We start from the raw sequence: 20670 nt of genomic DNA on the forward strand, positions 1-20670 counted from the left end.
ACCCATGGCGCGCTTTCATGATCTTGAAGTCACAGACATCCGCAAAACGATCCGCGATGCAGTGGTCGTGACGCTGAAGCCCGAGAATGGTGCGGCTGCCGAGTTCGACTTTACGCAAGGCCAGTACCTGACATTTCGCCGCGACTTTGACGGTGAGGAACTGCGCCGATCCTATTCGATCTGCGCGGGCAAGGATGACGGTGTCCTGCAGGTCGGCATCAAGCGGGTCGATGGCGGTGCGTTTTCGACCTGGGCCAACGAAGACCTGAAGGTGGGGGACACCATTCAGGTGATGCCTCCGATGGGTGGGTTCTTTACCGAACTGGATGCCGGAAACGAGAAGCAGTACCTGGGATTCGCGGGCGGGTCCGGCATTACCCCGGTGCTGTCGATCCTGAAAACCACCCTGTCACGCGAACCCAATTCCAGTTTCACGCTTGTTTACGCCAACAAGAGCGTGAATTCGATCATGTTCCGCGAGGAGCTTGAGGACCTGAAGAACAGCTTTATGGGACGTTTCAACGTCATCCATGTGCTCGAGACGGATGCACAGGAAATCGATCTGTTCACCGGAATGGTGACGGAAGAGAAATGCGCGCAACTGTTCAAAACCGGTTGGATCGACATCGAAAATGTCGATACCGCATTCATTTGCGGCCCTGAGCCGATGATGCTGGGCATAGCCCGTGCATTGCGCGACCATGGGCTGGATGACGGTCAGATCAAATTCGAACTTTTCGCCAGTGCCCAGCCCGGTCGGTTGAAGCGCAAGGCCAAGGCCAAAGATGCCGCCAGCAGCGCCAATACGGCAAAGGCTTCCATCACGCTGGACGGCGCAACCCAGACCATCGATATGCCCAAGGACACGACGCTGCTGGACGCGGCTTTGCAGAACGCAATGGATGCACCTTATGCCTGCAAGGCCGGGGTCTGTTCGACCTGCCGCTGCAAAGTGATTGAGGGCGAGGTGGAGATGGTGACCAACCATGCGCTGGAGGATTATGAGGTCGAGAAGGGCTATGTTCTGTCCTGTCAGTCCTTTCCACTGACCGACACTGTCGTCGTCGATTATGATCAATAAGGAAGGGGACCTGTCATGCCGGATGATATGAGCATTGAAAGCTACCTTGCGCAGGGTGGGGTGCTGACAAACCCTTCGAACGTGCCTTCGCGGTATCGCGCCGAACTGATGAAGCTGATGGCGACCTTTGTGGACAGCGAGCTGGCCGGTGCCGCCGGGTTTGCCGACGTCATTAACACCGGCCCGGGCATCAAGGAACGTATTGCCGCCGCCAAGATCGTGTTGGAGAAAACCGATAACGCCGATCGTGTCCTGACCATCATGGGTGAGTTCGGTGTCAATACGAAACGCTACGCGACGCACCACCCCTGGGCTGCGCGGCTGGACCGTTCCGCGGATATCGGCGCGACCCGCAGCGAACATGATATGCGACTTGCCGTCTTCAATTATCCGCTTGAAGGGTGGACGGACGCAGTGGTCATGAACCTGATCATGGGGTGCGCTGTCGGCGTGCAACTGGCCGAATTCAGCTATGTCTCGTATCAACCTCTGGCCGAAGCCTTTCGTGCAATCGCACCGGTTGAGGCGCGCCACGCCGAGTTGGCCGAGGAAGGTGTGGCCAGACTGGCAGAGGATGGTGGTACGGCCGCGATTCAGGCGTCGGTCGACTACTGGTGGCCACGTGTCGCCGTTTGCTTCGGGGGGGATGACCCGGCGCGGCTGAAAGATCTTCAGGCCCTGGGGCTGCGCCGCACCGGGAATGCCGAGCTGCGCGATCGCTGGATTGTCGCGGCCTCGGCCATTCTTGACAAATACGGGCTGGACGTTCCGCGATAGCTGAGAACAAAGGCCGTCTGTTATTCAAAAAAACAGACGGCCTTTTTGCCACGTTATTTGTTCAGTTCTTTGGCATGCAGCCAGTCGGCGTGTTTCGGGGCCTTCTTGGTCTTTGACCATTCATCCAGCATCAGCCATTTGACCTCGTCCATGCGCTTGAGCATCGCCTCTTCCTCGGGATCGGGGCAGGCCAGTTCGACCCGGTGCCCGTTGGGGTCGAAGAAGTAGATCGAGTGAAAGATGGAGTGGTCGGTGACGCCCAGAACCTCGACACCGTTGGCTTCCAGATGGTCTTTGAACTGCAGCAGCGTCTCGCGGTCTTTCACCTTGAAGGCGATGTGTTGTACCCAGATCGGCGTGTTGGGATCGCGCCCCATCTCGGGCTTGGTCGGCAGCTCAAAAAAGGCCAGAACGTTGCCGTCACCCGCATCCAGAAACAGATGCATGTAGGGATCAGGCTCGTGGGTCGATGGTACGTGATCCTCGGCAATGGCCAGGATGAAATCCATGTTCAGCATCTTGCCGTACCATTCGACGGTTTCCTTGGCGTCCTTACAGCGATAGGCGACGTGGTGGATTTTCTCGATTTTCACGTGTTGTCCTCCTGTTGAAGCGACGCGGCGCGCAGGGCTTGTCGCAGCACGTCGTTGTCCCCGATATGGTTGGCCAGGACCAGCACCAGGCGCGCGTTCAGCGCGTCCCCCTGTGCCTTGTCCAGCGCTTCATGTGCATCCAGCAGATCGGCGTAGAACCCATCGGTACTGTCGAAATTTGGCGTGAGGATCAGATCGGCCATGGCGATTACTCCTTACCTGTGGCGCGGCGGACCGCATGCCGGAATGCGTTTTCTTCGTAGGTGTCGCGTCGCGCCGCCACGTGCTGATCTGGCCGGATCAGATAGACCCCCTGCGGCGCATCACCCAGATAGCGGCGCTTCAGGGCCATTGTCCGGTCGTCCTTGATCGACAGGGCCAGGCGCGAAACCGTGATACCGTCCACCTCGATCTCATCCGGGGCATCGGCATCAATGGTCATCAGGGTGAACTTCCCGGCCAGTTTCGGCAGCAGGAAGCCGTCCCCCAATGGCGCATCTGGGCAGGGCGAGCCCGGACGGGTCGAAGCCGGCCCGTTCAGCGCATCCGCCGAATTCAGGGGCGAGCCATCATAGGTGCAGGGAACGCTCAACCGACCGGAGTTCACCATCGGACGGGCGAATTCATAATGTTCGCTCAGATCCAGCACCGCGTCGCGCATGATGCGGGACATCTGGGATTTCGGTGTGATGAAATCCGTGGACCTGGTCGAGTTCAGGATATTCTCATCCGCCCCGTGGATACGTTCGATATCATAGCTGTCCAGAAGCGTTTCCGGAGCCAGACCGTCGATCACCAGCTTCAGTTTCCAGCACAGGTTGTCCGTGTCCTGCAGGCCCGAGTTGGCACCGCGCGCGCCAAACGGGCTGACCTGATGCGCGCTGTCGCCGGCAAAGATCACCCGGTCATGGCGGAACTGTTCCATCCTGCGGCACTGGAAGGTGTAGATGCTGACCCACTCCAACTCGAACTCGACATCATCGCCCAGCATAGCCTTGAGACGCGGGATGACGTTTTCGGGGCGCTTCTCGCGCTCTTTGTCGATGTCCCAGCCCAGTTGCAGGTCGATGCGCCAGACGCCGTCCGGTTGTTTGTGCAGCAACGCGGATTGCCCCCTGTTGAAGGGCGGATCGAACCAGAACCAGCGCTCGGACGGGAAGTCGGCCTCCATGATCACGTCGGCAATCAGGAAGTTGTCCTCGAACACACGACCAACAAAGTCCTTGCCCAACATAGCCCGCATCGGCGATCCGGCCCCGTCACAGGCAATCACCCAATCTGCTTCGATGGTGTAGGACCCTTCTGGCGTTTCGACTTCAAGCCTTACGTGATCCGGATGCGTGCCAACCGCTTCGACCTTGTTCCGGCCCCGGATCTGGATCGGTGCGCCCTGCGCCTGCAACTCGCGAACCCGCTCGACCAGAAACTGCTCGAAGTAATATTGCTGAAGATTGATGAAAGCCGGGCGCTGATGCCCGTCCTCGGGCAGCAGATCGAAGTTGTAGACCTGCCGGTCATCGAAGAACACCTTGCCCTTGTTCCAGACGACGCCCTTGTCGACCATCGCCTGACCGCATCCCAGCCGGTCGAGGATTTCCAGCGGCCGCTTGGCGAAACAGATGGCCCGGCTGCCAAAGCTGACCTTGTCATTGTCATCCAGCACGACAACCTCGACCCCTTGCTGTGCCAGATCGATGGCAGCGGCCAACCCGACCGGGCCCGCGCCGACAACAATGACCTTGTGACGCACCGGTGTCGGCGCGGTCTGATCCGGGCTGGGCTCGTATGCATAAAGAGGGTCTTCGAAAATCTTGTTCACAGGCTCTCTCCCCAGGTGTTGCGCAACAGGGCGCAGAAATTCGAACCCTGGCGCGCAGGCGCCAGAGCGTCAGGTCAATAGTTTCACCGTCTGATTCGGGTCGCCACGATCTGAATCAAACCGGCCCCAATTCGTCAGCCTTGCAGGGCTTCCCACATTTCAAGATCGCGCTGGGCGGTCCAGATGCGGGGATGGGCGATACCGCGGGCTTCGTCATAGGCGCGGGCGACGTTGAAGGGCAGGCAGTGTTCATAGATCGCGTAATCGGCAAATTTCGGGTCGCATTCGGCGCGCACGGCATCCCATGCCTCTTTCAGCGATCCGCCGCGGGCAGCAATCCTGCGAACAGGCCGGTAGGTGCTGTCTACAAAGTCGCGGGTGTTTTCGATGGCCTTTTCCACCATCTCCTTTCCAACCAGCGCATCGCCGCGCCCCGGTGCGATGGCGTCCACGTCATAGGCCTTGATGTTGTCCAGGGTCTGACCCCAGTCGGCGAAATGCCCGTCGCCGCAATAGCAGGCCGAGTGATATTCGACGATATCGCCGGTGAACATCACGTTCTGATCCGGCACGTGAATGATGGCGTCGCCTGCCGTATGGGCGCGGCCGATCTGTTTGATGTCGACGCGGCGTTTGCCCAGAAACACGGTCATGCTGTCCGAGAAGGTCGTTGTCGGGAAGGTCAGGCCCGGAATGCTATCATGTCCTTCGAACAGGCGCGGAAAGCGTTGAAATTCACTGTCCCAATCTTCCTGCCCGCGTTCCAGAACCATGTTGTAGGCTGCGTTCGACATGATCACCTGCCCGGCGTCAAAGGCGCTGGCACCCAGAACGCGCACGGCGTGATAATGTGTCAGCACCACGTGGCTGATCGGCTTGTCAGTAATGGATCGGACACATTCGATCACCTTGTTTGCCAGACGCGGTGTGGCCTGTGCCTCGACGATCATCACGCTGTCATCGCCGACGATGACGCCGGAATTCGGGTCCCCTTCGGCGGTAAAGGCGTACAGCCCGTCGCCGATTTCATCGAAGGTGATTTTCTTTTCGCTCAGATCGCCCTGCGAGGCGAATGCCTTGGCCATTTCCTGTTCCTTTGACGTTCTGTCATCCGCACAGCAATAACCGCAGCGCGGCGGGTGGGTCCCATAAGTTACGATCCGGGCGGTCAGCCTGTGCTGCCTTCGCCCTGACATGCGAATACGCCAACGACGGGTTCTGCCGCCTTGATCTGAGACAGACCGACACGTCCGCTGACGTCTATTTGCTTCTTCTTGCGCTGCGCGTCAATTCAAATATTGAGCCGATGGATCAAATATTGCTTTGACCTTCTGCTCTGTCAAGCTATTCATGCATGGGGTAAGGATCATCAGGTTTGGTTTGCGAGGTGACATGGCGGAAGGCCCATCAACAGTACATAAGGCGCTGTCATTGCTGGAGTTTTTTGATGAAAGACGCCACCGTATCGGCCTGAGTGAGCTTTCGAAATTGTCCGGTTACAACAAGGCGACGACGATGCGGTTTTTAGCCGCGCTGGAATCCAAGGGCTTTGTCGAACAGGACGAGGAAACACGTTTGTTCAATCTGGGCCCCGCGTTTCTGCGGTTTTCCCAATTGCGCGAGGCCAGTTTTCCGCTTGTCGATGCGGTAAAGATCGTGTTGCGGGACCTGAATGCGATCACGGGCGAAACGGCGCATGCGTCGCGCATCGCAGGCCAAACGCTGGCCAATATCGCTACGATCGAGAGCAAAAGCATGAACCGGGTCATCATAGGATCAGGCGAGTCGTTGCCGTTGCACGCGACGGCCTCGGGGCTGGCTTATCTGGCTTTCGCGGCCCCTGCCTTTGTCGAGCCGTTTATTGAAGGAGGCGCCTTGCCGTCGCATACGACGCAAACCCAAACCGATGCGGCTGTAATCCGGCAGCAACTGGATCAGATCCGTCAGACAGGCCTTTCGATTTCAAGCGGCGCGTTCGAGGAAGGTGTAATCGGGATAGCGGCCCCGTATTTTGGCCCCAGCAACAAGGTGTGCGGGGCCGTGGCCGTGGCTCTGCCCGCCGTTCGGGCGACCGAGGCGCATCAGAGCATCATCGAGGAAAATGTCAGGAAGGCCGCCAAGCGCCTGACATTGCTGCGCGGCGGCCGGTATCCCGAAGCGATAGACAACGAAACGGTATCCGACAACGGGTAGGCGGGCGCGTGGTCCGAAGGCTTGGCGAGGGTACAAAAAAATGCACCTCCTTTGATGGGAGGCGCATTATCAAAAGACTACATCGAAAAAGAGATGACGTTCAGCCGTTTGCGGCGATCAGTTCGGACTGTGCGACGATAACTTCGGCCTGTTTGATTGAGGCGATGTCGACCAGGCGGCCCTTGTAGACCGTTGCACCTTCACCATTGGCTTTGGCCTGTTCCATCGCCGCCAGAATCTCACGCGCTTCGGACACAGCTTCGTCTGACGGGGTGAACACCTGGTTGGCCAGAGCGATCTGCTTGGGGTGGATTGCCCATTTGCCGACCATGCCCAAAGTGGCCGAACGTTTCGCCTGCGCGATATAGCCTTCGTCGTCCGAGAAATCGCCGAACGGCCCGTCCACCGGCAGAATCCCATGGGTCCGGCAGGCGGCGACGATGGCGGCTTGTGCCCAGTGCCACGGGTCGGACCAGTGCTTTTCGCCCTCGCGCAGCATGTAGTAGTTTTCCTGCGTTCCGCCGATGCCGGTTGTCTGCATGCCCATCGAGGCTGCAAAATCAGCGGCACCAAGACTCATCGCCTGCAAACGAGGAGAGGACGCGGCAATGGCCTCGACATGCGCGATACCGGCGGCGGATTCGATGATGACTTCGAAACTGATCGGCTTGGTGCGCCCTTTGGCCCGTTCGATGGCGGTGACAAGGGCATCCACGGCATAGACGTCCTCGGCGCAGCCCACTTTGGGGATCATGATCTGATCCAGGCGGTCACCGGCCTGTTCCAGCACGTCCACGACATCACGATACCAATAGGGTGTATCCAGCCCGTTGATCCGCACGGACATGTATTTGGAGCCCCATTCGACGGTGTTCAGCGCCTCGATCACGTTGGCACGGGCTGCATCCTTGTCGGACGGGGCAACCGAGTCCTCAAGATCCAGATTGATGACATCCGCAGACGAAGCGGCCATTTTCGGGAACAGCTTGGTGTTCGATCCCGGCCCGAACAATTGGCAGCGGTTCGGGCGTGCAGGGGCGGCGGGTTGGATGCGAAAGCTCATCGGGACCTCGTGCGAGAAAGGAAATTGCGGTATTCTTGCTCAATGAGGTATTAAATTGCGCGGTCAGGCGCAAGCGCCTTTGTGCAGCTGCGGCAATGCTGTTGCAGCATTCGCCGAAAATCGGTGCGTTGACGGTGACTAAAGTTTAATCAGTTTGAAAACTTGCAAGATTGTCCCGAAATTCTGCGGGTTAATGCAAGATAATCCTATTGCGTGGGGTGCGTCCGGGCGAAAATGCGAAACGCTCGTTTGCTGCGTTCTTTAGCCTGCGCCGGAATCAAAGGAGTGCATGGCGATGATCGAAACACCGTATCTGCTGTTTTTGGGCGATGCGCCCGACCAATTGGCGGCCAAAGTGGCTGTTGGCATCAAGGACTGGCGACCGGAGAATGCCGTGGGCCAGTATCGGATGGAAGGCTGCAAGGCCGATCTGGGTCTGACCGACATGTCTTTGGTCGAAGCGCGTGAGGCTGGTGCCAAGACACTTGTGATCGGGGTCGCAAATCGTGGCGGTGTGATCAGCCAGGAATGGAAAAAAGTTCTGGTCATGGCGCTGGAGGAAGGGTTTGACTTGGCTTCGGGTCTGCACAACCTGTTGCGGGATGAGCCCGATTTGGTTGCCGTGGCAGAAGCCACCGGGCGCACGCTGCATGATGTCCGGGTGCCCGAGGTGGACTACCCGATTGCAAACGGCATCAAGCGCAAGGGCAAGCGCTGCTTGGCCGTGGGTACGGACTGTTCGGTGGGCAAAATGTACACGGCGATGGCGATGGATGCCGAAATGCGCAAGCGCGGCATGAAATCCACCTTCCGCGCAACCGGTCAGACAGGGATCCTCATCACTGGTGACGGTGTACCGCTGGACGCAGTCATTGCGGATTTCATGGCGGGCTCTGTCGAATGGCTGACACCTGATAATGACGAGGATCACTGGGACCTGATCGAAGGGCAGGGATCCCTGTTCCACGTGTCCTATTCGGGCGTGACCATGGCCTTGATCCACGGCGGCCAGCCTGACGCGCTGATCCTGAGCCATGAGCCGACGCGCGAGCATATGCGCGGCTTGCCGACTTACCAGCTGCCGAGTCTGGAAGACCTGCGCGACACAGCGCTGTCACTTGCGAAAGTGGCGAACCCGGACTGTCAGGTTGTGGGCGTATCGGTGAACACTCAGCACATGTCCGAGGAAGATGCGACTGCTTATCTGGCCAGGATCGAAGCCGACATGGGCTTGCCGGCAACGGACCCGTTCCGATTTGGGTCGGGCAAGCTGGTGGACGCGCTGGCTGCGTTGTGATCTGAACGTTTCGCCGTTGGCAGGCGCTGTTCTGCCTCCGGCGGGAGTATTTGGAAAAAGATGAAGGAGCGTGTTCGTGCAGATTGAAGTTTCTCGCGATGTGTTTCGGCTGGCGCAGGTCTTCACCATCTCGCGCGGGTCGCGAACCGAGGCGAGGGTGCTGACGGTTCGGATTTCGGACGGGACGCATCAGGGGTGGGGCGAATGCGTGCCATACACCCGCTATGGCGAAACGCTGGATTCGGTTGAGGCCGAGATCGCGGGTTTGCCTGCGAATATTTCCCGGGAGGCGCTGACTGGTTTGCTGCCCGCTGGTGCCGCGCGGAATGCGGTTGATTGCGCGCTTTGGGACCTGGAGGCAAAACGCGCGGGCAAGCGTGTGTGGGAATTGGCCGGTCTGCCGGTTCCGGGACCTGAAATCACGGCATACACGCTGTCGCTGGACACGCCTGAGGCGATGCGAAAGCAGGCGGCCGAAAACGCGAACCGGCCGCTGCTGAAGATCAAGCTGGGTACTCCGGACGACATGCCGCGGCTGGAAGCCGTTCGCGCTGGCGCGCCTGACGCAAAAATCATCGTGGACGCCAACGAAGGGTGGTCCGCTGAGGTATACGCTGATCTTGCCCCGCATCTGGTGCGCCTGGGTGTGGCGCTGGTCGAACAGCCGTTGCCTGCAAGTGATGATGAGGCACTGATCGGGATGGACCGCCCGGTACCTGTGTGCGCGGATGAATCCTGTCATGACCGGGCCAGTCTGCCAGCGCTAAAGGGCAAATATGACGTGGTCAACATCAAGCTCGACAAAACCGGAGGTCTGACCGAGGCGCTGGCGTTGCGCGAACACGCACTGGCCGAAGGTTATCGCGTTATGGTTGGCTGCATGGTCGGCAGTTCGCTGGCGATGGCGCCTGCGACATTGCTGGCGCAGGGTGCGATGGTAACAGACCTTGACGGTCCGCTTCTGTTGGCTGAAGACCGCGACAACCCGCTGATTTTTGATGACGCCGGAGTGCACCCGCCCGTGGCGGCACTTTGGGGCTGAGGAGACATACATGACCCGCACCGTTTACGTGAATGGCGAGTACCTGCCGGAGACCGAGGCCAAGGTATCCATTTTTGACCGAGGCTTTCTGTTTGCAGACGCCGTTTACGAAGTCACCAGCGTTCTGGACGGCAAGCTGATTGATTTTGAAGGTCATGCTGTGCGCCTCAAACGTTCGTTGGACGAGTTGGAGATGGCCGAGCCCTGCACCAAGGAAGAACTGCTTGAGATCCACCGAAAGCTGGTGGAGCTGAATGGCATTGATGAGGGTCTGATTTACCTTCAGGTGAGCCGCGGATCGGACGGCGACCGGGACTTTGTGTTCCCCTCTGCGGATACCAAACCCAGCCTTGTTCTGTTCACTCAGAACAAGCCGGGTCTGGCCGACAGCCCGGCCGCGAAAAAGGGTGCAAAGATCATTTCGATCGAGGATATCCGCTGGGGCCGCCGCGACATCAAGACCGTGCAGTTGCTGTATCCGTCGATGGGCAAGATGATGGCCAAGAAAGCGGGCTGTGACGATGCGTGGCTGGTCGAGGACGGCTATGTGACCGAAGGCACCAGCAACAACGCCTATTTCGTCAGGAACGGCAAGATCGTCACCCGTCCGCTGTCCAACGACATTTTGCACGGCATTACCCGCAAGGCCGTGCTGCGCATGGCGGCAGAAGCGCAGATGGAAATCGAAGAGCGGCTGTTCACCATCGACGAAGCCAAAGAGGCGGATGAGGCTTTCACCACTTCGGCCAGTGCATTTGTCATGCCCGTCGTCGAGATTGACGGTGTGGCGCTTGGCGACGGAACGCCGGGTCCGATTGCCAAGCGTTTGCGCGAGATCTATCTGGACGAAAGCCGCAAGGCCGCAATCTAAAGAAAAGGCCCGCTTCATTGGCGGGCCTTTTTTTCAGGCGTCAGCCTTTCTTGGTGACATTCTCTTCGAAGGCGACCTTGAAGGCGGCTTGCTTCTCGGGGCTGGCTTCCGTCTGGAAGTTGGCTTTCCACTCATCCATGGTCATGCCGTAAAAAACTTCGCGGGCTTCTTCCTTGCCCATCTCGATGCCCTTTTCATTGGCCGCTTCCTGATACCAGCGCGACAGGCAGTTGCGGCAGAATCCGGCAAGGTTCATCATGTCGATGTTCTGCACATCGGTGCGGTCTTCCATCAGATGCTTCTGCAACCGGCGGAAGGCCGCGGCCTGAAGTTCGATTTCGGTTTGCTTGTCCATTAGATGGCTCCGAGTTATTGTCTTATGTTCTGAGCCTGACCTAACAATCCGGCGGCTCTGTTACAACAAACAGGAAGGGCCTAACGGACCCCTCCCAGCCTTTGAAATCGAATTCATGCCAGTTTCAGCGCCAGCCAGGGCATCAGGCAGAATACGATTGTCAGGATCTTGTAGTTGGCGAGATACCTGAAATATGCCCTTTTCACGTCGGCGCGTTCCATCTGGAACATCCGGCCGTGAATCCCCGCGATCCAGTCCTGAAGGACTATGATCATCAATGTGGTAAAGCCCAAAAGGGCGATGTTCAGGACCGTCATCCAGCCGAAGACGGTCGTCAGGATTTCCTGGGTCATGGTCGTCTCCTTTCCCGAAATATATGGGGTTCGCGGGGTATGCTCACAATAATGTGAGGTCGGGAAACGGCCCGAGGTGACCCAACGTCACAGGTCGCTGTCTTCCAAGGCGCTTTGCAAGATCGGGGCCAGACGTTCGGCCCATTCGCGCTGTCCGGCATGGTCTGCGACCAGGTCATTGCGCAGTTCGATCAGCGCGTTCGGGCGACCGAATCTGGTGCAGTGCTTATCGATCGCATCGCCGGGAAGAACCCCGGTATAGGGTTCGTTAACGCCAACACACAAATCGCGCTCTGCCTCGAGCCGGTTGATCAGCGGACGTGAGAAACGTTCATCCGGCGTGTGCAGGATTCCGATATGCCAGGGGCGCGGTTCGCGGCCCCGCAACTGACGGGTAAACGAATGCATCGACACGATCACCGCGTGCGGCAGGGCCGCCAACTGCGCCAGCGCCTCGTGATAGGGGCGGTAGCACATGTTCAGGCGGCGTTCCTTTTCGGCCGCGTCCGCTTGGCGGTTGCCGGGGATGATCGAACCGTCATAGAGCTTCATCAGTAGCGTCGGGTCGTCCTCGCCACGGTTCGGGTCGATCACCAGACGCGAGAAATTGGCGGCGATCACAGGAGCGTTGAGAATTTCGCCCAGATGTTTCGACACCTCGTAGGCGCCTACGTCATAGGCGATGTGACGCTCCATATCCTCGCGTGGCAGGCCAAGGTCTCCGCCGTTGATTTCGGGCGGTACGGTGTTGGTTGCATGGTCGCAGGTGATCAGCCAGCGGGACGGGCGATCCTCGCCGTGAATGAAAAACGGAGTGTACGTCATGAGCCTGTCATCAAGTTTGCCGCAGGTGTAGGGCAGTTGCTTCGGAAAGGGAATTGCGCAATAAGCACATCGAAGCACTGTTTGCGGTAACATTGAGTCATCGAGGAGAGCAAGACCGATGCGACGCCTGAGAAATGTGAAAATCGTGGCGACGCTGGGACCGGCGTCCAACGACTATGACACCATTCGCGCCCTGCACGAAGCCGGAGCGGATGTCTTCCGCCTGAACATGAGCCACGGCAGCCATGATGAAATCCGCGAACGGCACCGGATCATCCGGCAGGTGGAAAAGGACCTGGAAAGCCCGATCGCGATTCTGGCCGATCTTCAGGGCCCGAAGCTGCGGGTCGGTGTGTTCGGCAATGGCGAAGAGGAATTGCAGGAAGGGGCCGCGTTCCGGTTGGACCTGGATCCGGCGCCTGGTGATGCCGAGCGTGTCTGCCTGCCGCATCCCGAGATTTTCGCCGCACTGGAACCGGGTGCGCGCCTGTTGGTCAACGATGGCAAAATTCGTCTGATCGTTGCCGATTGCGGTCAGGATTTCGCCAATTGCACGGTCGAGGTCGGCGGTACCATCTCGAACCGCAAGGGGGTGAACGTGCCGGACGTGGTGCTTCCACTGGCGGCCCTTTCGGCCAAGGACCGTGACGATCTGGAATTTGTCTGCCAACTGGGCGTGGACTGGCTGGCGCTCAGCTTCGTGCAGCGGGCACGGGATGTTTATGAGGCGCGCACGCTGGCCGATGGCCGGGCCGCGATCCTGTCCAAGATCGAAAAGCCCGCCGCTGTCGAGGCGTTCGAGGACATTCTTGATGCGTCTGATGGGATCATGGTCGCACGCGGCGATCTGGGCGTTGAATTGCCGGTGTCGGCAGTGCCCCCGATCCAGAAACGACTGGTGCGCAGATGCCGGGCCGCAGCCAAGCCGGTGATTGTGGCCACGCAGATGCTGGAAAGCATGATCGAAAGCCCGATGCCAACGCGCGCCGAAGTTTCAGACGTGGCCACGGCGATCTATGAGGGTACCGATGCCATCATGCTCAGCGCGGAATCCGCTGCCGGTGACTACCCCGTCGAGGCGGTTCAGACCATGAACAAGGTTGCCATCGAGGTCGAGGCCGACCCGACTTACACGCAGATCATCGCGGCCTCGCGTTCGGCCAAGGGGACGACGATCGCCGACGGTATCGTTGCCGCCGCCCGCGAGATTGCTGAAAAGACGGATATCAAGGCCATCTGCTGCTTTACCCAAAGCGGCACAACAGCCTTGCTGACCGCCCGTGAGCGCCCCGGTGTTCCGATCATCGCCATGACGCCGGCCCGAGGCACCGCACGGCGCCTGTGCCTGAGCTGGGGCTGCCATTGTGTCATGACGCCCGAGCTTGAGCGGTTCAAAGGTGCGGTGGTCAACGCGGCCCGTGCTGCCCGCGCCGGTGGATTTGCGTCCGAGTCCGATCAGATCGTGGTTACCGCAGGGGTGCCGTTCAACGTGCCGGGCACCACCAATATTCTGCGCATTGCCCCTTGTGACGAACGGTTGATCTACAACACCGACCCCGGTTGAAGAGATAACGATGCCCCGGTGTGTCGCCGGGGTGCCTGAGCCGGGCTGGAAAAGCGAAGATTCTGGTCGAAACCCCCTTGCCAGTATGGCGGAACTTGCGTAAACGGCGCTTCTGATCGCGTGACCGGCCGAGATGGCATGCCGAGTCGCGTTTGAAACCGAACCCGGAAAAGGAGACGGAAATGCCTAAGATGAAGACAAAAGCGAGCGCCAAGAAGCGCTTCAAGGTGACTGCGACCGGTAAGGTCCTTGCTGGCCAGGCCGGCAAACGGCACGGCATGATCAAGCGGACCAAGAAATTCATCCGCGACGCCCGTGGCAACACCACCCTGTCCGCCCCCGACGCCAAGATCGTCAAGGGCTACATGCCCTACGACCGCTAAGAGGAGATTAAGAGATGTCCCGCGTTAAAGGTGGAACCGTAACTCACGCCCGTCACAAGAAGGTCATCAAGGCCGCCAAAGGTTACTATGGCCGCCGCAAGAGCACCTTCAAGGTTGCCCGTCAGGCCGTCGACAAGGCCAACCAGTACGCAACCCGCGACCGCAAGAACCGCAAGCGCAACTTCCGCGCGTTGTGGATCCAGCGTATCAACGCTGCTGTCCGTTCGCATGACGAGGCACTGACATATTCCCGCTTCATCAACGGCCTGAACCTGGCCGGTATCGAAGTGGACCGCAAAGTTCTGGCCGACCTGGCCGTGCACGAACCGGAAGCGTTCGGCGCGATCGTCGCCAAAGCTCAGGCTGCTCTGACTGCCTGATCCTCTGAAAAGAGACAGTGAAAGAGAGGGTCGCTCCGGATGAAGCGGCCCTCTTATTTTTATAGGTGGTGCGCGATCCTTTATTCAGTCACCCGGATAGGGGAAGTCACGGCCAAGCGCCTCACTGGCTTGTTCGTAGATTGGCCGCAATGCATCCTCTACATCCCATTTTCCACTTTCGATGAAATCCGAGAAACCAACTGACTCTACAGGAATACCTTGGTTTTTGGCGAAAGTTTCACGGTCATTCTCACCTGGTGGAATTGGCGGTTCGGAAAGAGGTGGCGACCAAGTGTGTTCTTCGGTAACAGCCATGCGCACCTGGATATCGTCTTTGGTGATGTTCCATACCATGAAGTCTTCCGCCAGACTTAGCGGCCCTTCATAAGTCGTGCGAATGCGCTCTTCGACTCCTCCAACGGTGTCGAAATCATTGAAAAAATGGTAGGCCACGGCAATCCGTGGCTTTATTTCGGACATGACTTTACCGAATGCTTCCGGAGCCGTGTGTATTTGCGTCCCGACTTGCAGCGCAGACTCGGGTGTAAACCCTAGCTTACCAACAATGTCGGGGACAGCAATGAAGCATTCATGGATGGCGATATCGGCGTCCTTGGCGTATTCTATGAACCACTTATTTGGGTAAGTGTCAGAGCTGTAGACAAACTTCAGCCCGTTCCATTCCAAGGAGAAACTGACAGCCCCGTCAATCCCGTGAATGGCCGGAAATGTTCGGACCACGACACCGTGCTCGTCGTAGATCACTTCGTTTTCGGCTTTGTAGTCAAACTCGGTAACGTCCATCTGATAACCACGAGGGTCCGTTGCCCCGACACGAGCGCTCAGGTCCCAAAGCAGCATGTCTTTCATACTGTCCGTGGCCGCTTTGGTGCCAAGCTCGGGAACCGATCCGCTTGGCCCCCAGACGCGGAGGGGTTTGTTTCGCCCCATCAACGCACCCCCGATAAAGAGCTCGTGCAATGCCCCGAAATGGTCAGTGTGCAGATGCCCTATGAATACCTTGTCGAGGTAATTGTATGGAATCTGCAACGAGGAAATCCGCTCTGAAGAACCCGAACCAATATCGAAAAAGAACTTTTCACCGTTCCCGAGTTCGACAAGGAAGCAAGCGGCTGCCTGAGCCGCCCGCGTTGTTGGCATGCCCGTTCCGCAGGCGACGACGCGCATTTCATCAGATGCTAAATCTTCCGTGTTTGGATAATAGGTGTCACGGGAGCGATCGCGAACCAGAGTTGGAGAAATTTCTGTTTCCGCTTCCTGCGCGGACGCCATACTGGGGCTAATGGCATCAAGCAGTGCAGCTTGTGGAGCACCGTCATTGCGCTCCATCCATATTCCAACGGCCACACTAAAACCCAGCAAAAACACGACGGTTGTAGTTTTCACCAAACCCTTCATCAAATGCTCCTCCTATCTACTGGCCAAAGAAAAACTGTGGGTTCCTGCTCCAGTTCCGGCAGAAATATATTCACATTCGAATATAGCACATTTCGGATGATATCGCGAAGCATCGCCAGTTGTGTTGCCAGTAGGCGAGTTGCTCAGACAGTAAACTGCTGATGCTAAGACAAAAAAACCGGCGCCACCAAGCGCCGGTTTCCAATTTTCTTCGTGGGTTGTTGGGTAGGCTCAGCAGCCGTTACCCGAACACACGCCCCAGCGCGCCGTCGACGGCGTCGGTGATCTGATCAATGTCGTCTGCCGTTGCAATCAGCGCAGGCGAGAAGCACAGCGTGTTGTTGCGGCTGGGGATCGAGCGGTTGGTGGCCCCGATGATCACACCTTGTGCCATACAGTCGGCCACGACCGCCTGAACGCGTTTCTCGTCCATCGGGTCCTTGGTGGCGCGGTCGGTTACCAGTTCGGCACCCAGGAACAGGCCCTTGCCGCGCACGTCACCGATCACCTTGTGCTTTTCCATCAGCGCCTGCAGGTTGCCCATCATGCGGTTGCCCATGTCGGTGCAGTTGCCCAGCAGGTTTTCATCCTCGATGATGCGCATGTTCTCGATCGCGGCCGCCGGACCTGCGGTGCAGCCGCCAAAGGTCGAGATGTCGCGGAAGTAGTTCAGCGGATCGGATGCGTCGTCCTTGAACAGGTCAAAGACTTCCTCGGTGGTGACCATCACGGCAATCGCCGCATAGCCCGAGGCAACGCCCTTGGCCATGGTCACGAAGTCCGGCTTGATTCCGTATTGCTGATAGCCGAACCATGTGCCGGTCCGGCCGACGCCGCAGACGACTTCGTCGATATGCAGCAGCACGTCGTACTTCTTGCAGATCTCCTGCACCCGCTGCCAGTAGCCTTCCGGCGCTTCGATCACGCCACCACCGGCGGTCACGGGCTCAAGGCACAGCGCGCCAACGGTGTCGGGACCTTCGCGCAGGATCACCTCTTCGATCTGGTTCGCGGCCCATTCACCGAAGTTCTCCTCGGGCGCGCCGTCCAGCTCGTGCTTGCGGTATTCCATGCAGTGTGGAACGCGCACGAAATCAGGTGCGAACGGACCATACTGCGCGGTGCGCTCGTCCTGGCCACCTGCCGACATGGTCGCCAGCGTCGAGCCGTGATAGTCGCGGTCGCGATACAGGATCTTGGTCTTCTTGCCGCCATAGCGCTTATGCGCGATCTGCCGGACCATCTTGAACGCTTTCTCGTTCGCTTCCGAGCCCGAGTTGGTGTAGTAGACGCGGCTCATCCCCGGCATCTTTTCGATCAAGTTTTCAGCAAAGATCGAACCGGGAATCGAACCTGCGGTATTGGCGAAATAGCACAGCTTCATCAGCTGGTCGTACACCGCCTTGCAGATCGATTCGCGGCCATAGCCTACGTTGACCGTCCAGACCCCGCCGGACACGGCATCCAGATGCTCTTTGCCTTTCTGATCCCAGACGCGCATGCCCTTGCCTTCGACAATGATGCGCGGGTCACTGGTTTCAAAAGGTTTATGCTGCAGCAGATGGTGCCAGATATGGGCGCGGTCGGCTTCGACTACGCGCGAAAGATCGTTTTCGTTGAACGTGCCGTCCATGACATGTCCTTTCCAAAATGCAGTGCCCGGCGGCGAAATCAGCCCTGTCCCGGGAAGTGTTTCCGATGGCCCAGATCACCTTGAAAGGTGCTTTGTAGATAGGGCCAGATCGCATCATCCCGTATCTCCAGAGCATACGCCAGCGTATTTTTACGGATTTGCACAGCCCTGTCTTTGTGGTGAAGTCTACCGGCACGAATTGGGAGGACCAGCGGATGTCAGGCACCAACATCTATACCCGCCATCTGGATAAAAGCGGCGCGAACTACACACCGTTGTCTCCGCTCAGCTTTATCGAAAGGACGGCGCAGGTTTATCCGGATTATCCGTCCGTGGTTTACGGTGATCGCAGGTATACTTGGGCGGAAACGTACACGCGTTGCCGCCAGCTTGCCGGCGCGCTCGCGGCGCACGGAATCGGGCAGGGGGATACGGTGTCGATCATTGCGGCCAATCTGCCTGAAATGTACGAGGCGCATTTTGGCGTGCCAATGGCAGGGGCAGTGCTGAACGCGATCAACACCCGGCTGGATGCTCCGATCGTTGCGTTCATCCTGAACCATGCCGAAGCCAAGGTTCTGCTGGTGGATCCCGAGTTTTCAGGCGTGGTCAACGAGGCGTTGAAACAGGTCGATCACGAGGTTCTGGTCATCGACATAGAAGACCCAAGTTTTGCCGGCGGCGAAAAGATCGGATCAGTGACCTATGATGATTTTCTGGCCACGGGTGATCCGCACTACAACTGGTCGTTGCCTGCAGATGAATGGGACGCCATCACGCTGAACTATACCTCCGGTACGACCGGAAACCCGAAGGGCGTCGTCTACCATCACAGGGGTGCCGCCCTGAACGCGCAATCGGATATTCTGGACTGGGACATGCCGAAACACTCGGTGTATCTGTGGACCCTGCCGATGTTTCACTGCAACGGGTGGTGTTTCCCATGGGCTATGGCGGCCAATGCCGGGGTTTCGGTCTGCCTGCGTGCAGTGCGGGATGAGCCGATCTATACTGCGTTCCGAGAGGAGAAAGTAACCCATTTCTGCGGTGCCCCCATTGTTCTGAACATGCTGGCCAATGCCCCGGACCACCTCAAGGTTTTTGATCATCCCATCAAGGTGATGACCGCCGGTGCGCCGCCGCCCGCCGCCGTCATCGAAAAGATGGAGGCCATGGGCGTTGAAGTGACCCATGTTTACGGGCTGACCGAGACATATGGCCCTTCGGTTGTCTGTGCGTGGAAAGAGAAATGGAATGAGAGGGGCGCGGATGAACGCGCTGCGCTGAAGGTGCGGCAGGGTGTGAAATACACGGCGCTGTCCGGCCTGATGGTCGCGGATCCGGAAACACTGGAACCTGTTCCGGCCGATGGCGAAACCATGGGTGAGATTTTCATGCAGGGCAACGTCGTGATGAAAGGGTACCTGAAAAACCCGGATGCCACGGACAAGGCGTTCCGGGGTGGTTGGTTCGCTTCGGGCGATCTTGGGGTGATGCATCCCGACGGCTATGTCGCGCTGAAGGACCGATCCAAGGACATCATCATTTCGGGGGGCGAAAACATCTCATCCGTCGAGGTTGAGGGGATCCTTTACAAGCATCCCGCCGTGATGGAGGCGGCAGTGGTCGCGCGCCCGGATGACAAGTGGGGCGAAACACCCTGTGCATTTGTCGAACTGAAGCCGGGCAGGGAAGCAACTGAGGCTGAAATTATCACTTTCTGCCGGGACAACATGGCCCATTTCAAAACGCCCAAAACGGTAGTTTTCGGCGCATTGCCCAAGACTTCGACCGGCAAGATACAGAAATTCAAGCTGCGTGATCAGGCGCGAGGGCTTTCTTAGGTCCTGGCGTCATCGAATATTGACAGATCGAGAGGCAGCATCTCTCCCATCCAGATCGCGCGGTCACGGTGATCGCTCAGATGGTCGCCGGTCTCGGGGTGGGTAAATACGGTCAAACCCCTGCGGTTTATCATAAGCCAGGGAATGACCCGGTCGAATGCCTCCGGCGCAAAGCCCAATTGGCAACTCCACCGGGGGTGGGGGCCGACATTGCGCGCATGCATTCGGCCCACCTGAACGGGAAACAGGCGCGCGGCTTCTTCACAGACAAGCCGGGCGGTTTCCTGTGTATCTGCGTCAAAATAGACATGGGCGTGATAGCCGGTAATTTCAGTCATATAGGGCCTCGATCATCATTCATTGGCCAAAGTGTACCGGCTGCACGGCTTCCTAGCCATCCTTGCCAAACACACAGAGACTGTGCGCTGAATCAGGTTGGGGCGTGCGCGTCAGGATGTGCCGCTGCAAACGCCGGGTGTTTGGTGCACGCGGCCTCAACTTGCAGGATTCGGGGCATTCCGCTCAGGTCGACCTGCCAGCGGCGCGCATTGTACATCTGCGGCATCAGGCACAGATCGGCCAGACCGGGCGCGTCTCCGGTGCAATACGGGGATTGATCGAACCCGCCCAGCAGGTCTTCAAACGCCAGCAGACCGGGGCGAATGAAGTGACGCATCCAGTCCCCGGGCATGTCACCGGCCCCGCCGCTCAGCGTGGTGGCATGGCGCGCGACGGAAAGATTGCAGACGGGATGCAGGTCAACGGCAATGGAATGCGCCAGAGCCTGAACTTTGGCACGTTTGCCTGCGTCAGCTGGCAGCAGCCCCAGATTTCGCGTTTGATCCAGATATTCAAGGATTGCCAGAGACTGGGTCAGCCGCAGGCCGTCAATCTCCAGAACAGGAACGAAACCCTGTGGATTCCGGGCCAGGTGGGCTTTGGATTTATGTTCGCCCGCAACCAGATCGACGACTTCCGACCGATAGGGGATGCCAGCCAGATTAAGGGCGATCCGAACCCGGTAGCTGGCCGATGACCGCCAGTAGTCATAAAGAACGACGTTACTCATCCTCGTCTCCGCTGCCAAATCACCCCTGCTCCTTTTTTGCCCATGTGCTGAATTGGTTGAGGCCGTCCCTGACGGAGACCTGTGGGGACCAGTTCAGCAGGCGGCGTGC

At 58.5% G+C, this 20670-nt stretch carries 22 protein-coding genes; 10 read left to right on the forward strand and 12 right to left on the reverse strand.

Annotation, left to right across the window (positions count from 1 at the left end; translation table 11 throughout):
- Positions 1-4 precede the first annotated feature (4 nt).
- Together ACR1XU_RS19300 and ACR1XU_RS19305 are read left to right on the forward strand one after the other, a co-directional pair.
- Positions 5-1081 (forward strand): 2Fe-2S iron-sulfur cluster-binding protein, encoded by a 1077-nt coding sequence (locus tag ACR1XU_RS19300; RefSeq protein WP_480813913.1) that lies wholly within the window; start codon positions 5-7, stop codon positions 1079-1081.
- 15 nt (positions 1082-1096) lie between these two features.
- Complete coding sequence (locus tag ACR1XU_RS19305) at positions 1097-1858, forward strand: Phenylacetic acid catabolic protein (protein ID WP_480908870.1); 762 nt, start codon at positions 1097-1099, stop codon at positions 1856-1858.
- A gap of 53 nt (positions 1859-1911) precedes the next feature.
- Here ACR1XU_RS19305 and ACR1XU_RS19310 read toward each other — a convergent pair whose 3' ends face one another.
- From ACR1XU_RS19310 to ACR1XU_RS19325, 4 genes are all read right to left on the reverse strand, one after another.
- Positions 1912-2451, reverse strand: a complete 540-nt coding sequence (locus ACR1XU_RS19310) for a VOC family protein (RefSeq protein ID WP_170616033.1) — start codon at positions 2449-2451, stop codon at positions 1912-1914.
- On the reverse strand, positions 2448-2654 hold the full coding sequence (locus ACR1XU_RS19315; protein ID WP_480908869.1) for a DUF2783 domain-containing protein: 207 nt from the start codon (positions 2652-2654) through the stop codon (positions 2448-2450). The genes ACR1XU_RS19310 and ACR1XU_RS19315 overlap by 4 nt, the downstream gene beginning before the upstream one ends.
- Positions 2655-2659: 5 nt before the next feature.
- The gene (locus tag ACR1XU_RS19320; protein WP_480908868.1) at positions 2660-4270 is read right to left on the reverse strand and encodes an FAD-dependent oxidoreductase; all 1611 of its coding nucleotides are present in this window, start codon (positions 4268-4270) and stop codon (positions 2660-2662) included.
- Between the two features lie 134 nt (positions 4271-4404).
- Positions 4405-5355 carry an MBL fold metallo-hydrolase gene (locus tag ACR1XU_RS19325; protein WP_480908867.1) on the reverse strand — a complete coding sequence of 317 codons (951 nt, stop codon included), beginning with the start codon at positions 5353-5355 and terminating at the stop codon, positions 4405-4407.
- A 307-nt stretch (positions 5356-5662) separates the two neighbouring features.
- Here ACR1XU_RS19325 and ACR1XU_RS19330 point away from each other — a divergent pair, with 307 nt between their 5' ends.
- A complete protein-coding gene (locus tag ACR1XU_RS19330) occupies positions 5663-6463 on the forward strand; it encodes an IclR family transcriptional regulator (RefSeq protein ID WP_480908866.1) in 801 nt (266 codons plus the stop codon).
- 100 nt (positions 6464-6563) lie between these two features.
- Here the strand turns inward: ACR1XU_RS19330 and ACR1XU_RS19335 are convergent, their stop codons facing one another.
- Positions 6564-7526: an L-malyl-CoA/beta-methylmalyl-CoA lyase gene (locus tag ACR1XU_RS19335; RefSeq protein WP_480908865.1), complete on the reverse strand. Its 963-nt coding sequence runs from the start codon at positions 7524-7526 to the stop codon at positions 6564-6566.
- Between the two features lie 295 nt (positions 7527-7821).
- Between ACR1XU_RS19335 and dgcN the strand changes: the two genes are divergently transcribed.
- The 3 genes from dgcN (at position 7822) to ACR1XU_RS19350 (ending at position 10736) form a co-directional block, all read left to right on the forward strand.
- Positions 7822-8823, forward strand: coding sequence for an N-acetyltransferase DgcN (gene dgcN / locus ACR1XU_RS19340; RefSeq protein WP_480908864.1), 1002 nt, complete (start codon positions 7822-7824; stop codon positions 8821-8823).
- Positions 8824-8899: 76 nt separating this feature from the next.
- The gene (gene dgcA, locus ACR1XU_RS19345; RefSeq protein WP_480908863.1) at positions 8900-9865 is read left to right on the forward strand and encodes an N-acetyl-D-Glu racemase DgcA; all 966 of its coding nucleotides are present in this window, start codon (positions 8900-8902) and stop codon (positions 9863-9865) included.
- A 10-nt stretch (positions 9866-9875) separates the two neighbouring features.
- Positions 9876-10736, forward strand: a complete 861-nt coding sequence (locus ACR1XU_RS19350) for a D-amino-acid transaminase (RefSeq protein ID WP_170682119.1) — start codon at positions 9876-9878, stop codon at positions 10734-10736.
- A gap of 40 nt (positions 10737-10776) precedes the next feature.
- On the opposite strand, the gene ACR1XU_RS19355 is transcribed toward ACR1XU_RS19350, so the two are convergent.
- The 3 genes from ACR1XU_RS19355 to ACR1XU_RS19365 all read right to left on the reverse strand — a co-directional run bounded on the left by ACR1XU_RS19355 (position 10777) and on the right by ACR1XU_RS19365 (position 12269).
- Positions 10777-11091 (reverse strand): DUF1244 domain-containing protein, encoded by a 315-nt coding sequence (locus tag ACR1XU_RS19355; protein WP_170682118.1) that lies wholly within the window; start codon positions 11089-11091, stop codon positions 10777-10779.
- A gap of 113 nt (positions 11092-11204) precedes the next feature.
- Complete coding sequence (locus tag ACR1XU_RS19360; RefSeq protein ID WP_170682117.1) at positions 11205-11444, reverse strand: DUF6868 family protein; 240 nt, start codon at positions 11442-11444, stop codon at positions 11205-11207.
- 87 nt (positions 11445-11531) lie between these two features.
- Complete coding sequence (locus tag ACR1XU_RS19365; protein ID WP_480908862.1) at positions 11532-12269, reverse strand: N-formylglutamate amidohydrolase; 738 nt, start codon at positions 12267-12269, stop codon at positions 11532-11534.
- A 118-nt stretch (positions 12270-12387) separates the two neighbouring features.
- On the opposite strand from ACR1XU_RS19365, the gene pyk reads away from it, so the two are divergent.
- The 3 genes from pyk to rplT all read left to right on the forward strand — a co-directional run bounded on the left by pyk (position 12388) and on the right by rplT (position 14596).
- A complete protein-coding gene (pyk, locus tag ACR1XU_RS19370; RefSeq protein ID WP_170616057.1) occupies positions 12388-13833 on the forward strand; it encodes a pyruvate kinase in 1446 nt (481 codons plus the stop codon).
- Positions 13834-14015: 182 nt separating this feature from the next.
- Entirely contained in the window at positions 14016-14216 is a 201-nt protein-coding gene (gene rpmI / locus ACR1XU_RS19375; RefSeq protein WP_088632295.1) for a 50S ribosomal protein L35, read from the forward strand.
- Positions 14217-14230: 14 nt separating this feature from the next.
- On the forward strand, positions 14231-14596 hold the full coding sequence (rplT, locus tag ACR1XU_RS19380) for a 50S ribosomal protein L20 (RefSeq protein WP_152457001.1): 366 nt from the start codon (positions 14231-14233) through the stop codon (positions 14594-14596).
- Positions 14597-14680: 84 nt separating this feature from the next.
- On the opposite strand, the gene gntH is transcribed toward rplT, so the two are convergent.
- Together gntH and ACR1XU_RS19390 are read right to left on the reverse strand one after the other, a co-directional pair.
- The gene (gene gntH / locus ACR1XU_RS19385) at positions 14681-16015 is read right to left on the reverse strand and encodes a guanitoxin biosynthesis MBL fold metallo-hydrolase GntH (RefSeq protein WP_480908861.1); all 1335 of its coding nucleotides are present in this window, start codon (positions 16013-16015) and stop codon (positions 14681-14683) included.
- 241 nt (positions 16016-16256) lie between these two features.
- On the reverse strand, positions 16257-17648 hold the full coding sequence (locus ACR1XU_RS19390) for an aminotransferase family protein (RefSeq protein ID WP_170616061.1): 1392 nt from the start codon (positions 17646-17648) through the stop codon (positions 16257-16259).
- Positions 17649-17863: 215 nt separating this feature from the next.
- Here ACR1XU_RS19390 and ACR1XU_RS19395 point away from each other — a divergent pair, with 215 nt between their 5' ends.
- On the forward strand, positions 17864-19492 hold the full coding sequence (locus tag ACR1XU_RS19395; protein WP_480908860.1) for an acyl-CoA synthetase: 1629 nt from the start codon (positions 17864-17866) through the stop codon (positions 19490-19492).
- Here ACR1XU_RS19395 and ACR1XU_RS19400 read toward each other — a convergent pair.
- Complete coding sequence (locus ACR1XU_RS19400; protein WP_170806855.1) at positions 19489-19830, reverse strand: DOPA 4,5-dioxygenase family protein; 342 nt, start codon at positions 19828-19830, stop codon at positions 19489-19491. The two genes, ACR1XU_RS19395 and ACR1XU_RS19400, sit on opposite strands and share 4 nt — an antisense overlap.
- Before the next feature lie 92 nt (positions 19831-19922).
- A complete protein-coding gene (gene maiA / locus ACR1XU_RS19405; protein WP_170817226.1) occupies positions 19923-20561 on the reverse strand; it encodes a maleylacetoacetate isomerase in 639 nt (212 codons plus the stop codon).
- Positions 20562-20670 lie beyond the last annotated feature (109 nt).

This window comes from Ruegeria sp. D1(2025) (genome assembly GCF_056536425.1).